Here is a 13,308-nt window from a genome sequence, read left to right on the forward strand (position 1 = left end):
CCCGCGGGTCCCGATATCATCGAGACCAAGCCCGGCTTCGTGCTTTCGAGTAGAAAATCCACTCGACCGTCCTCGGACGCGCACTCCCGTGACATGACGACGCGCTACGGCGCCGTCACTTCGGGCCCGTCTGCCCCTCCAGGTAGGCAATGACGTCCGCGCGGTCGATCGGGTCGGCGAGCCCCGGAAATAGCATCTGCGTCCCGGGCGCAAACCGTTGCGGGTCGGCGAGCCACGCATGCAGGCGCGCGCGCGTCCAGATCCCGCCTTTGGTTTTCAGGGCATAGGTGTACCCGAAAGTTTCGCTGCCACCGGCAACCGGCTTCCCGATGATGCCGAACAGATTGGGCCCCGTGCGATCCGGCGCGCCTTCAGCGATCGTGTGACACGCCGCGCATTGACCAAACAGCTTCCCCCCGCGACCGGCATCGGCCACCTTCGCCAGCGCCTCGATCGACGGTGCGGAGCCAGCGGCCCGCCGACGAGCCTCCACGTCATCGCCTGAACAGCCGTTCAGGAGCATCAAGGAGGACGCCATCGAAAAGATCAGCGACGTCGGAGGTCTGGCGCGCCTCCGATCGGCCCAAGCCCTCGGGCTCCAGATCATACCCCGCGCCTCATAACCCGTGACTACCCGCAGCCGCGCCCACGACGGTGATGAGGCTTGCGCCGAGAAGCAGGCGGTGCAGACGTTCAAGACGCTGGTAGGCGAGCGCGGGTCGGGCTGTCTGGGCCAGGTGGCGATGGAGGTACAAGGGTTCGATCAGGAAGAGCAGGGCGGCGAAGATGAACCAGATGCCCACCATCGCGTGAAGCCACCAGTAGCTCGGTAACGTGAAGGCCGACCACAGCTGCAGGCGATACAGCATCCATATCCCGCTGGCGCCCGCTAGGAGCACTGCGGCACGCGCCTGCCAGGCGAACTGCTCCTCGACCCGCAGGAACGCTGCCAACCTCGTTTCGGGCGAGTTATGTCGACGGATTGAGGGAAGCAAGACCAAGGCGACGAAACCAACGCCGCCGATCCAGATGACGATCGCGAGCAGATGAAGCGCGATCGCGATGGCAATGTCGTTCACGATTGTCCTCATCTTCGTTCGGGTATGTCGATCCAGCGCGAGCCATGGCCGGCATGCCAGGGAGCATCGAACGGGACTAGTCCGACTTGTGCTTCGGCCCGCGCGGGGAGACGAGTTGCCTCCGATCATTCCATGGCCGTCTCGTTCGGCTTAGTGTGTAGGCGGTCTTTGGCGTGACGATAGAACTCGACGTAGAACTGCACGGCGCCAAGCGGCTCGACGTGATGAAGGATCGTCGGCTCGACCACGCCGGGCGGCAGATCCGGTGATAAAACAGCTTCCAAGCGCTCGCGACGAGGGTCGGTCACGCGATATCGGAGCCGCCCCGCGACAACGTGGATCAGCCCCCACGTGCCCTCCTTGGTGCTGTGGTCCTTCAGCAGTCCAGCCGGCACGCTTGTCTCGGTGAAGGTGCCGGTCCGCTTGTACGCTTCCAGGTCGGCCGGAAACGTAGCAACGAAATTCTCCGCGTTCACTCCGCACTGGCCGCGTGTTTGAGCGACGCAAGTCGTGTCGCCGGCGACGCTTCGGCGGTTTGCTGGAACGCAATGCCAAGCGAGAGGCTTTCGGCGATCCGCTCCGCCTTGGTGAGCATCGCCGCGGCCTGGTCGGGAGGAAGCAGGGCGCTTGTGGTTTCACGCCAGAGGGCGAGCCAACGCGAGAACGCGGCGGGGGTCATGTGGTTCGCGTGCTGGAAGTGCGCGGCCATCGGCTGGCCCTTGTAGCGCCCGCTCGTCAGCATCACCGACGACCAGAAGTCGGCCAGCTTTCCAAGATGCGTTTCCCAGTCGCCGATCGCCTTATTGAAGATCGGACCCAGCTCGGCGTCGGACCGCACCCTGTCGTAGAAAGCATCGACCACGCGCGCCAGGTCGGTTTCGCTCAGGCAGTTGCTTTCCATATGCACTCCTTCATTTGCGCCTCTTGGCGAGACTGTGAGATGTCGCATGGCTGGCCTGGATAGGCCGTCGGACTGCGAAGGGGTCATGCACGATCCGTGATCTCCTGCTCGAAGATCCGGATGCGATTGATGACCGACACGAAGAAAGCGGTAGACCAGCCGAGCAGAATGATCCCGTTTGCGCTCTCGATCGCACCAACGAGCCGCCACGACTTGGCTATATCGATGTCACCCGCGCCAAGAGTGGTATAGGTCGTTGTCGAATAATAGAGAGCGTCATCGAAGCCTGCGACGGCGCCAACCTGAAGAAACAGGAAGGCGTACGCCCAGATTTCGAATGTGTGGAGGGCGAACAGACCGAAGGCGGCGCCAAGAATGGCGGTGAGCTGCGGAAGCTCGCGCGGGCGCTCTCCGAAGCGCCGCCGGTGACCCCGCAGCAGCGAGACCAGCAACGCGAGCCCCGCGAGATGCATGATCACCGTCACCGCGACCATCAGGGTGGCAACCATCAACTGCATCATTCACCTTGTTCGATAGTCCCGTCCTTCATGTGCTGTTTTCTCTTACCCTCCGAGATGATCGAAGGCGACCCTGGAGGCTTCCACCTCCTCGCGGCCACGCTGCAAACGCCTCGCGGATCACCAATCCATGGCAGCGGTTCACCACCACAGCGGCCTGTCCGGAGGGTGCGGCAGAGATGCGCTGTCCCGGCTTCGGCTTCTGTCGCCTAGAGCTTGCCCGTATGTCAGCCGCGACCGAGCGCAGGCCTTAGTGGCTGAAGAGAATATGGTGGGAGGACCGCTCGATCAGGTCCTCGGTAACCCCACCAAGTGCCCATTCACGAAAGCGGCTGTGCCCATAGGCTCCCAGCACCAGCAGGTCTGCATGAGCCTCCCGGGCCACGTTCTCGAGGTCATGCCCCACGCATTTTGCGCTACGAGGAACCAGCCTTCCCTCCGCCTTGATCCCGTGGCGCTCCAGTCGCGACACAATCTCGTCCAGACCGGTCGCCTCGTCCGATCGCGCTTCCTTACAGATGGCGGCTACAAGGACATGCTCCGCTTCCAAGAGAAAGGGTAGTGCATCGCTGACGGCGCGGCGGGACTCACGCGTGTCCTTCCAGCCGATGACGATGCGTTCGGCGCGCAGGTCGCGATGCAGATGGCTCGGCGTGACAAGGACGGGAGTGCCGCTATCGAGTACAAGTGACGCGAGGCTGGGAGCCATGGACGATCCGATCCCCTTGGCGGGCCGGTTAGCGACGATGAGGTCTGCTCCGCGGGCACGAACCGCCAGCACCCGGTCCGGGTCGCCGGGAATAGCAATCCAGCCGGTGGTCAGCCCGCTGTCTTCGGTGGCTTCGCGGAAGCGCGCTGAGGCCGTGTCGAGGTCCGCTTCTACCTGCTCGCGCAGCGTCGCCAGCGCCAGGCTGTCCTCGACACCGCTCATGGGCACATCAAAAGATTCCGCCGCCACACCGATCAGAGCTGCGTCGAAGCGATGCGCGATTTGCTTGGCAACCGCGAGCGCGTCCCCGGAGGTGGGTTGAGGGCCGACATGAACCAAGATTGACTTGTAAGGCATCGGACACTCTCCTTATCAAGCTTCAGCGCAGGATCCAGCTACTCGGACCGACGATCCACTTCCAACCTGCCGCGTGGTGAACGACACTACTCAGACTGAACAACACTACTGGGAGGTCGTCGAATGGCGCCGTGCTCTAGCATTGCCGTCAGCTGGAACATCTGACGCGTCAACAGATCATGATCCCGTCCTAGCACGCGCACGTCAGCGTTGTTTGATCCCGGTCAATTCCGATGCGGCTGGCTGTTGATGCTCGCCCAACCCGGAGGGCCGGACCTCGGCGCAGCATGGCGGCTTGCGCCCTAGGCCTCGTGGACAAAGGTTGACGGGCGTCTGATCGGTTGATTCAAGGCTGTCTTTTGGAGGCGGCATTGGGCGAGCGGATCGGGGTTTCCGATGATGAGTGGGCGTTGATCGGTCCGTTGCTGCCGGCAGAGCGCGGCCGCGGGTGCCGGCCTGCGGGAGATAACCGGCCCTATTTCGAAGGCATGGTGTGGATGGCGCGGACGGGGGCGCAGTGGCGACATCTGCCGGACGAGTACGGCAAGTGGAACAGCGTGTTCCGGCGTTATCGTCGCTGAGTTGTGACGGTAGTGTTCGAGGCCATGCTGGAGACGCTCGCCGGCGTAGTCGAACGGGACACCACGGCCGACATGATCGACAGTACCGTGATCCGGGCGCACCATTGCGCCATCGGGCTAAAAAAGGGGATCAGGAGTTCCAGGGGCTTGGCCGCTCGCGAGGCGGCTTCACGACCAAGCTGCACGCCCGCTGCGACGGTCAGGGCCGACCACTATGCTTCGTCCTGACGCCAGGACAGGCTCACGACGTGAAGGGCTTCAGGCCGTTGTTCCGGATGCTGGCCGAGCGGATCGAGGCGCTGCTCGCCGACAAGGGCTATGACGCCGACGCCATCCGCGAGGAACTCGCCAAGGCTGGTGTCGAGGCCGTCATCCCAGCCAAGAGCAACCGCCGGATACCGATCCCCCATGATCGCGAGAAATACCGCTGGCGCAATCTCGTCGAGCGCTTGTTCAGCAAGCTCAAGAACTGGCGGCGTGTAGCCACCCGCTATGACAAAACCGCAGAGTCCTATCTCGGCTTCGTCGCGCTCGCCTCAGTCAAGCTGTGGCTGCCCTTTGTCCACGTGGCCTAGTTCATTGCTTTTATCGCGACAGCGGTAGCAGCAGCGTCGAAGTCGAGAAGATCGTCGTCAGACAACTCGTGCCTGCGCTGGCATGGCGGAAGTTCATCAGCGCCGGGACGGAGGAGTCCTGATCGTTGGCGGTGACGAGCAGGCGGATGCTGTGGCCTGCGGCGAAACGGCGGGCGATGGGCACCAGAGGGATGCGATAGGCAACCGGCTCGCCGATTAGCAAGGGCTCGAAGCGGTCGTACGGCAGCACCGGCGCGCCCTCGCGGCTCGCCGCCTCGTCCCAGCGGCGCAGGCCGGCACGCAGGTAAGCTGCGGTGACCTCGTGCACCGCTCCGTTGGGGGCAACATCCTGCAAAACTACGATCCAGGCCGTATCGGGTGCGGTGTGGGTGGCATCGACGCGCAGCTCGATCGGGCCGAGCACGTCGGTGTCATGCTCCAGCGGCGCGCTGGTCCAGGTGAGCATCGCCGGCGGATCGCTCTCGCTGGCGTGTGGCCGGTCGAAACCAATGCCAAGCGACATCATCTGCCGCTCGCCGGCCATGACCGCGTCACCACCAAGCACCCCGTCGGCCCCCAAGGCGAACGGCTCATAGCGTGCCGGCACCGGCCAAGCCTCTGTCGCATGCCACTCGCCCTCGCCGGGCAGGACGTAACGGAACTTAGGCCCTTCGAGTACACCGGTGTCCCGATCCTTCAGCCACTGATCGTACCAGGCGAGCGCCTCGATATGCAGGCTCTCCCACGGCCACGTCAGCCCGTACTCGTCGAGCACTGCGACGCGCACGTTCGGGCTGTTGGTCAATCCCGCCAGCGCGGGGAACGTCTGCGGCAGGTGGAGCGGCACGTTCTGCCAGTCGCAGCCGAGATACACGGGCACCTCGACCCGGTCGAGCAAAGGCAAGAGGTTGCGCTCCTGCCACCAGGCGTCGCGGAACGGATGCTCGACTGCCATCGCCCGCCACAGATCGTCCCAGGGATGCGGATCGTGCGGCAGGCCGACCAACTTGCGCAGGCCGGCGAGCGCCGCCTCGCCGTTCATCGTGGCGAAGCGATCGTGCACCGCAGGTACGTGCAGAACCGCCTTCGCCGCCGATACCAACTTGCTGCGCCACAACGAGTCCGGCTGCTTCGAAGCCAGCCCGACCATCGCGAGGAAAGGCGTGACCAGCGCGCTGCTGAACAATCCTCCGGGTGTGCATGAATGATAGAGATCCGCCGTCAACGCGATCGGCATGATCGTTTTCAGGTGCGGCGGCCGTTCTACTGCGGCCATGATCTGCGTGCTCGCGAAGTAACTGATTCCGATCATGCCGACGTTGCCGTCGGACCAGGGCTGCGCTGCCGCCCATTCCACAAGATCGTGCATATCGCGCCGCTCCTGCGCGTCGGAGAAGCCGAACGTGCCGTCCGAGCCACCAGTGCCGCGGCAGTTGGCAATGACATGGACGTAGCCGCGTGGCACGAAGAAGTCGCTCTGCCCCGCCTCGATGAAGCCGAGCGGCGCACCTAGATCCTGCATCTGCCGCGGGTACGGAGACGCCGCGACCACGACGGGGAACCGCCCCGGTGCGTCGGGGCGGATTACGTCGGCGAGTAGCGCCGAGCCGTCGCGCATCGTTGCGCGGACGTTGTTTTCTCGAGTCATCGCGAACTGCGGTTCCGACAGGTTACGGTACGTCCGGCCCGTGGTCTGCGGTCCGTTCAGCCGCCGCTGTCCCGGCTCGACGCCCGACGCCTTCACCATAACCGCTCTCCTGATGTAAACGCCCGTTTACGTATCCAAGCTGCTGGACATTGTAAACGAGCGTTTGCATGTAACCGCAATGGACACGAAGACGCCGCGCCGATCGGATATAGGGCGCGAGCGGATTATAGCTGCCGCGCGCCCCCTGTTCGCGGCGCGCGGGTACGAGCGGACGACGATCCGCTCGATCGCCGAGGCGGCGGCGATCAACCCGGCGCTGGTGATCCGCTATTGTGGCTCGAAGGAGGCGCTGTTCGCCGAGGTCGCGGCGCTTGACCTCAAGATCGAACGGCTCGCCGGAATGCCTGTCGACAAACTCGGTGCGGCGCTGGTCTCACACGTTCTCGATTTGTGGGAAGATAAGCAGGACGGGGCCGCCCTTGCCGCGATGGTAAGGGCCACGATCGCGAGCGATTCCGCGCGTATGCGGATTATAGCCCAATTCGGCGAGCAGATCGCCCGCTTCTTCGTTGCGGTTGAACCCACCCTTCTTCCGGCCGCACCGCTGGTCGCAACCCAGATCATCGGTTTGACCATGGCACGTTTCGTCTGGCGGCTGCCGATCGTTGTGGCGTTGCCACGCGCCGAGGTGATCCGGCGCTTTGGACGCGCGCTTCAGCGCCACATTGATGTGGGCTGATACGGATCAGAGTCTTGGCTGACCAAACACGGATGATCGCTCGATGCATCATGGCGCGGCACGACAGCTACTGCTACTCTAGCCTTCCCGAAAACGAACCTCCAACGGGACAGCCGAGACCAAAGCTCCTTGGCACCCGGAATGCATGTTTCGCTTTCCCGAAATATGTTCCCGAAATATAAGTCCCGAAATTGGCTGTTTGGGATGGAGTTTCGGGACAAATGCTGATCGGCTACGCGCGGGTCTCGACGGCCGATCAGGATTTGACGCTGCAAACCGATGCGTTGACTAAAGCCGGATGTGAGAAGCTGTTCACCGACAAGGCGAGCGGCGCAAAGGCCAATCGGCCCGGGTTGGCGGAAGCCCTCGACTTCGTGCGTGCCGGCGACACGCTGGTAATTTGGAAGCTCGACCGGCTCGGCCGCTCGATCCAAGGTCTGATCGAACTGGCGGCCGACCTGTCGGGGCGTAAGGTGGACTTTCGGTCGCCGACGGATGGGTTCGACACGGCCACCCCTTCGGGCCGGCTGCTATTCCATATTCTCGCGTCCGTGGCTGAGATGGAGCGCGAGCTTATCAAAGAACGGACGATTGCCGGGCTGGCAGCGGCTCGCGCGAAGGGCGGCACCGGTGGAGGTCGGAAATCTGTAATGACCCCCGATATGCTTGATACCGCGCGCAAGCTGCTCGCGGCGGGGGACACACCCGCCAAAGTTGCGAGACTGCTGCAAGTAGGCCGCTCGACATTCTATCGTTATTTCCCCGCAAGCGAGCGGGAACCGGCATGATCCGGTCGCGCCAACAGCAGGAGGTTCAGCACAGCCGCCTCGACCAGGAACTCCTCCTCTGCCCCTCGAAGGCGATCACAGGAATGTGGGGCATCGCCCCGCGATCACGCACGAAGGCGAGGAACGCGGCGCTGCCATAAGCCTTGTCAGCGGCGATCCGCGTGGGCCGGTAATCGAAACGATCAGCGGCTCGCGCCAGCATATCGCGTCCCGCGTCGACCTCGTCCGCGAAGCGGGCGGGCGTCGCTTCGACATCGAGCGCGGCTCCACTCGGGGTGTCGATCAGGACATTAAGTGCATAACCGAACCGCCCTCGCACGGTGCGAGCCGTCCAAGCCGCGGCAGGATCGGTGCGCGACACACCTGGGAATCCCTTGGTCATGTCGGTGAGCGGCACTGGAGCCCTCGCCCGATCGGCCAGCCACTCGCGCACCGGGCGGGTCGCACAGTTCGCGTCAGGCAGGATTACCGGGAGTACCTTGCGCTGCCAGCTCGCATCCGCGGCGATGAAAGATGCGTCGATCGCGGCGTCTTTCCCGGCGACCAGCCCCTTCTCGATGCAGCGCCGGACGGTGTTCTCGAACAGCAAACGGAACACTCCGGCATCGCGGAAGCGGCCGTGCCGGTTCTTGCTGAAGGTAGAATGATGCGGGACGGATGCACCTGCCGAAAGACGACAGAACCAGCGGTAAGCGAGATTGTAGCGCAGCTCCTCGCACAGTCGACGCTCCGACCTGATAGCGTAGATGCGTCCGATCAGTGCCATCCGGATCAGCAGCTCGGGATCAATCGAGGGTCGACCGCACGGACTATAATGCTGCGCCAACGCGGTCTTCAGCTCGCTCAGGTCGAGCAGCCGGTCGACACGGCGAAGAAGGTGGTCGCGCGGCAACATGCGATCTATGGTTCGCGAGCCCGGCCCGGTCCTTCCATTATCGCAAGCCGTGCCCATCATGGCGCCGCTCCTTCATTCCCGGAAGCGAAACACAGGAAAGAGATCAGCGTGTCCGGTGTTCTTCAACAGTCCCGTTCGGTTTTGACACCACTCCTGATAAGGTATCCTCCACCAAGGGGCGCGAAGCCGTCCGGTGCACGGTCAGCATCCAACCCTAGGAACCAAGATAGGATGTGAATTCCGTCATCGGACCGCTCCCAACCGTGTTCAAGTTTCGGTTGAGTGTTAAGGCACATTGGTTCCTTCTAGCCCTAAGCGGACGCGATCGGCCGTTGCTCCCGCCAAATCGGCCGCGGCAAGTGTCGCACGCGCTTGCGCGTCGAGCAACCGCACGCGGGCGTCGGTCGCCCCTTCCTCGCGCAAGTTCAGCAGAAAAAAATCGCTCGCGCCAAGCTGAAACCGGCGGCGCTCGGCAGCAGCCATGCGATCGGCGAGTTCGGCCTCCTGCCGCGCAAGCTCAGCCGTTCTCTCCGCGCCCTCGGCGGCGATGACGATGCCGCGCACCTCCACGGCGATCTGGTCTGCGATTAAGCGCTGGCGCGCAAGGAGGCCGTCGATCTCCGCACGCGCTTCCGCGATGCGGCCCTTGGCCTGACGACGCTGGAGCGGCACGGAGAAGCGCAAGCCCACGATCGCCTCCTCGCCATCGCGGGAGCGGCCACCCAATCCCGTGCGTCCAAGGTCGTAAGCGAGCTCACCACGCAGGTCGAGACGAGGTTTCAGCTCGTTCTCCGCTAGCGCCAACCGTATCTGCGACTGATCGGCGCGCGCCGTGATCGCGCGCAGGTCGGGGCGATCGACCGGACCAACCGGTCTGCTGGCGCGGAACTCCGGCAGCGTATCAGGCAGGCGCTCCGCAGGCGGTGTGACCCGCTCGCCGCGTTCGTCGCGCAGGAAGAAGGAGAGGGCGTTGGCGGCAACGTCGAACTCCTGTTCGGTGCGAACCACCAGCGAACGCCGTCGAACGATGTTCTGCTCATTTTCTGTCAGCAGGATCTCGGGACGTGCGCCGAGCTGAACCTGACGGCCGATCCCGCCGCGCCGCTCCTCGGCGAGCGCCAGCAGCGATCGATAGGTCTTCAATCTTAGCCCGGCGGCTGCCCAGTTCTGGTAAGCGGCGATCGCACGTCCCTGGACGCCGATCGCCACCATCTCGCGCTCAAGTCGCGCCACGTCGACATCGCCCGCAGCGATGACGGACCGTCCGCGCCGTTCGTCGATGGCGCGGTCACGCAGCAACGAGAATAGTCCGCCGACCCGGAACTCGCCCAGTCGGTCCGTATAGGCTTTGTCTTCATAAATCGGGAATGTGCCCCGTGATACGCGGTAGCCGCCGTAGAGCTGGCCACCGTTGCCCGTGAGCGGTCGCGTCGCGCGACCATCGACGTAGCTGCCGTCGTAGTAGCCCGCGACCCGGCTCTGCGCGTCGACATCAAACACCGTGTCGAACGCGCCGTCGGCCGCCAGTGATCGCCCTTCGGCTTGGCGTACGCGTGTGAGCGCCTCAACAATCTGTGGCGCATTGATTGCAGACGAGCGGAGCACCTCATCGAGCGTCAGCGGACGCACGTCCTGCGCGACGACGACTGCCGACCAGAGCAGCAGCAGCGGGAGGAGAAGGCGGGCGATCACTTGGGCTTGCCCGCCTTGAGCACGGCTGCGTCGTCATCCTTCTCGGCCGCCCCCTTTGCCTGCCCTTGCGGCTTGCCGAACTCGAGCGGGAAGTCATTCAGTTGCCGCCACAGCTCATAGCCGACCGAAACGGTCTCCATCTGAATCCAGCCACGCACCTTGGCGCCGAGCCTCACGAAGCGCCGGTTGGGCCAAGTCGGCTTGCCCGGGGCCGGTTCCACCAACACTCTAAACAGGCCGTTCGTGCCGGCATTCGGATCGATGCCGCGAACCCGCCCGTCGAACAGTCCTTGCGCGATCGAAGGCCAGCCGCTGAACTGAATGGCCGGCCACCCCTCAAACTCGAGGCGCACCGGCTGGCCGGGGCGCACCAGCGCCACATCACGCCCGTCCACGAACAGCTCCACCGCGCGCTGAACGCGCTCCGGCGCGACCACCGCGAGCACGGTCCCGGCCGACACCAGCGCGCCGCCAGCGGCTGCATTCAGCTGCTGGATGCGCCCGTCGCGAGGAGCGCGGACCAACTGCGCCGATTGACGGCTGAGCTGGACGTCAATGCGATTGAGCTTGGCGCGCGACTCCGCGACCTTGGCTGCGCCATCCGCCACCTTGATCTGCGCCTGTTCCAAATCGCGGCGCGCGACCAACCCTTCGGCGAGCAGCTGGCGCGAGCGGCCGACATCGATCGCAGCAACAGCCTGGCCTTGGCGCGCAGCCGCGATCTCGGCCTGAATTTGAGCGCGCTCGGCCGCGAGGCTAGACAGGTAGTTGGGGTCAACGTCGACCACGCGCGCGATCGGATCGCCGCGCCCGACATGTTGGCCGTCATGGACGTACCAGCGCTCGACCCGCCCGGGTACTAGCGCCGTCACCTGCTGGGCGCGGTCGCCCGGATCGAGTGCGGCGACCTGACCGTCGCCGATCGCGGTCTGCACCCAGGGCGCATAGGCCATGATCGCCGCCGCGAGCGCGACGCCGACCACGATCATCCAGGCGAACGCGACCGTGACGCGGGGTGGCCGCATCCCCGCCAGCGTGCGGAAATGGCCGAGATGCTCGGGCCTATAGGGCACGGGCGGACTCCTTTGCCGAGCGCGCCTGCTCCAAAGCGTCTAACGATGCATAACGACGCTGACCGGAACGGCTCATGAGCAGCCAGCCGTCCAGCTCAATCGCCCCCGGCCTACCAGTAAACAGGATGACCGTTGTGCCCCCTTGCTTGAGGGTGTTGAGCGCGCGGGCCAGCTTGTTCGGCTGCATCAGGTCGAACAACGAAGACAGGACCAGCACGCGCGGACGCGAGAGCAAGGCATTGGCAAGCTTGAGTTCCATCACCTCACCGATCGAGAGCGGCCAGCCGGACGAGGCAAGTACCGTATCCAAACCTTCCGGCAGCTGCGCGATCCGGTCGGCGAGGTCGACCTGCTCCAAAACGTCGAGCATCGGTTCCGACGCCGCGTCCGGCGCGGCTAACGCGAGGTATTCCCGGACAGTCACTTCCACGATGGTCGGCCGGTCGAGCACGATGACGGCCGAGCGCAGCAGATACATGTCGAGGCCGCCCAAATCCGTACCGCCGATGGTGACGAGACCGCTATCAATGGCCGCATGGCGCTTGAGCACCAGCGCCAGCTCGCGATCGAGGCCCGGCTCGGCGATTGTTACGACCTGCTCGCCCGCAGCCAGTTCCAAGTCAAAGCGGGTGGAGCCGAGCCGCACATCGCGCAGGCGGACAGCACCGTCGCGCGGCGCCTGCCTGCCCGTCGTAGGCGGCCGCTCTTGGGGAATGGCGAACAGCAGCGAGAGCTCTTCAGACGAGGCGATAAGGTCGTAAAAGCTGTCGAGATACCAGCCCAGCTGCGAGATCCCGTAGAACACGCCTGACAGGATCAGCTCTGCCGCGACCAGTTGTCCTACCGACAGCTCGCCGCGTAGGATCAACGTGCCGCCGAGCGCCAGCAGCGCGGCCGAAGCGACGGCATAGAGCAGCAGGCAGGATAGCGTTTGGGCGAAACTATAGCCGAAGTAGTGGCGGTGCCGGTCGATATAGGTGGCGGTGACGGCTTCCGAGCGGTCCATTGCGAAGTCGAGATGGCGGCTCGACTTGTAAAACCCGTTGGACCCGCCGACGCTCTCCAGCCACCGGGCAGCGTTATGCTTGGCATGGCTGAGCGCCACGGCCGAGGTGAAAGAGCCTCTTGACCAGATCAGCCAAACCAGGAGCAGGGTCAGCAGCAGCACGCCGTTAAAGGCGAGGAAGAACGGATGATAGAAGCTGGTGATCACCAGTCCTACCGCCGACTGGAGCAGGATGGTGAACCCGCCAATGAACAGGCTGGGAACGGCCTTCTGTACCACGGTCAGGTCAAAAAACCGGTTGAACAGGTCGGCGCGCTTGGCGTCGCCGAAGAAGGGATTTTGGGCGTGGACGGCACGCACCGTCACCTCCGCCACCACGCGCGCGAACACCCGACGTTCGAACAGCGCCATCAGGTGGACCCGAAACGCGCTCAGCAACGCCACTAGGAGCAGGAGCACGAACAGCAAGCCCGACAGCGTCCAGAGCGCCGTAGGCTGGGCTGTGTGCGCCACGCTGTTGATGAGCAGCTGGACGGAGATGGGCGTCGCGAGAGACAACAGGCTGATCGCCACGCCATAGACCACGGCCAGGCGCAGATACGCTCTGTCTGGTCCGATAATCTCACTTAACCAGCGCGCGGCATCCCTGAAACCAACGCGTTCCTTCGCAGCCATCGAACATTAACCCTTACGATCCGTATTGCTTCGTTGGTGGATCCAACATTGTCAGATGTCGATGCGCGGTTA

Annotated in this window: 14 protein-coding genes and 1 pseudogene; 4 read left to right on the forward strand and 11 right to left on the reverse strand. The window is 64.2% G+C overall.

Annotation, left to right across the window (positions count from 1 at the left end; translation table 11 throughout):
- Positions 1-115: 115 nt before the first annotated feature.
- The 6 genes from ABC319_RS18885 to ABC319_RS18910 form a co-directional block, all read right to left on the reverse strand.
- On the reverse strand, positions 116-523 hold the full coding sequence (locus ABC319_RS18885; protein ID WP_413071946.1) for a c-type cytochrome: 408 nt from the start codon (positions 521-523) through the stop codon (positions 116-118).
- A gap of 94 nt (positions 524-617) precedes the next feature.
- Complete coding sequence (locus ABC319_RS18890; RefSeq protein WP_413071811.1) at positions 618-1,079, reverse strand: hypothetical protein; 462 nt, start codon at positions 1,077-1,079, stop codon at positions 618-620.
- A 125-nt stretch (positions 1,080-1,204) separates the two neighbouring features.
- Entirely contained in the window at positions 1,205-1,555 is a 351-nt protein-coding gene (locus tag ABC319_RS18895) for a TehB family protein (RefSeq protein WP_413071812.1), read from the reverse strand.
- Positions 1,552-1,980: a group III truncated hemoglobin gene (locus tag ABC319_RS18900; protein ID WP_413071813.1), complete on the reverse strand. Its 429-nt coding sequence runs from the start codon at positions 1,978-1,980 to the stop codon at positions 1,552-1,554. The genes ABC319_RS18895 and ABC319_RS18900 overlap by 4 nt, the downstream gene beginning before the upstream one ends.
- A gap of 83 nt (positions 1,981-2,063) precedes the next feature.
- Positions 2,064-2,489, reverse strand: coding sequence for an ion channel (locus ABC319_RS18905; RefSeq protein WP_413071814.1), 426 nt, complete (start codon positions 2,487-2,489; stop codon positions 2,064-2,066).
- 259 nt (positions 2,490-2,748) lie between these two features.
- Entirely contained in the window at positions 2,749-3,564 is an 816-nt protein-coding gene (locus tag ABC319_RS18910) for a universal stress protein (protein WP_413071815.1), read from the reverse strand.
- A 371-nt stretch (positions 3,565-3,935) separates the two neighbouring features.
- Between ABC319_RS18910 and ABC319_RS18915 the strand changes: the two genes are divergently transcribed.
- On the forward strand, positions 3,936-4,145 hold the full coding sequence (locus ABC319_RS18915; protein WP_413071816.1) for a transposase: 210 nt from the start codon (positions 3,936-3,938) through the stop codon (positions 4,143-4,145).
- A complete protein-coding gene (locus tag ABC319_RS18920; protein WP_413071817.1) occupies positions 4,112-4,720 on the forward strand; it encodes an IS5 family transposase in 609 nt (202 codons plus the stop codon). The genes ABC319_RS18915 and ABC319_RS18920 overlap by 34 nt, the downstream gene beginning before the upstream one ends.
- Before the next feature lie 10 nt (positions 4,721-4,730).
- On the opposite strand, the gene ABC319_RS18925 is transcribed toward ABC319_RS18920, so the two are convergent.
- Positions 4,731-6,467 (reverse strand): CocE/NonD family hydrolase, encoded by a 1,737-nt coding sequence (locus ABC319_RS18925; protein ID WP_413071818.1) that lies wholly within the window; start codon positions 6,465-6,467, stop codon positions 4,731-4,733.
- Positions 6,468-6,546: 79 nt separating this feature from the next.
- Between ABC319_RS18925 and ABC319_RS18930 the strand changes: the two genes are divergently transcribed.
- Both ABC319_RS18930 and ABC319_RS18935 read left to right on the forward strand, forming a co-directional pair.
- Positions 6,547-7,107: a TetR/AcrR family transcriptional regulator gene (locus tag ABC319_RS18930; RefSeq protein ID WP_413071819.1), complete on the forward strand. Its 561-nt coding sequence runs from the start codon at positions 6,547-6,549 to the stop codon at positions 7,105-7,107.
- A 221-nt stretch (positions 7,108-7,328) separates the two neighbouring features.
- On the forward strand, positions 7,329-7,895 hold the full coding sequence (locus tag ABC319_RS18935; protein WP_413071820.1) for a recombinase family protein: 567 nt from the start codon (positions 7,329-7,331) through the stop codon (positions 7,893-7,895).
- A gap of 37 nt (positions 7,896-7,932) precedes the next feature.
- Here ABC319_RS18935 and ABC319_RS18940 read toward each other — a convergent pair.
- The 4 genes and pseudogenes from ABC319_RS18940 to ABC319_RS18955 form a co-directional block, all read right to left on the reverse strand.
- Positions 7,933-8,850: pseudogene (locus tag ABC319_RS18940) on the reverse strand (transposase); the annotation flags it as partial.
- A 225-nt stretch (positions 8,851-9,075) separates the two neighbouring features.
- Positions 9,076-10,482, reverse strand: a complete 1,407-nt coding sequence (locus tag ABC319_RS18945; RefSeq protein WP_413071821.1) for a TolC family protein — start codon at positions 10,480-10,482, stop codon at positions 9,076-9,078.
- Positions 10,479-11,507 carry an HlyD family secretion protein gene (locus ABC319_RS18950; protein ID WP_413071947.1) on the reverse strand — a complete coding sequence of 343 codons (1,029 nt, stop codon included), beginning with the start codon at positions 11,505-11,507 and terminating at the stop codon, positions 10,479-10,481. Before ABC319_RS18950 ends, ABC319_RS18945 begins: the two co-directional genes overlap by 4 nt.
- A 37-nt stretch (positions 11,508-11,544) precedes the next feature.
- Positions 11,545-13,236, reverse strand: coding sequence for an ATP-binding cassette domain-containing protein (locus ABC319_RS18955; protein WP_413071822.1), 1,692 nt, complete (start codon positions 13,234-13,236; stop codon positions 11,545-11,547).
- Positions 13,237-13,308: the final 72 nt, after the last annotated feature.

This window comes from Sphingomonas phoenicis, assembly GCF_047238005.1.
In the GTDB taxonomy this organism is placed as follows: Bacteria; Pseudomonadota; Alphaproteobacteria; order Sphingomonadales; family Sphingomonadaceae; genus Sphingomonas.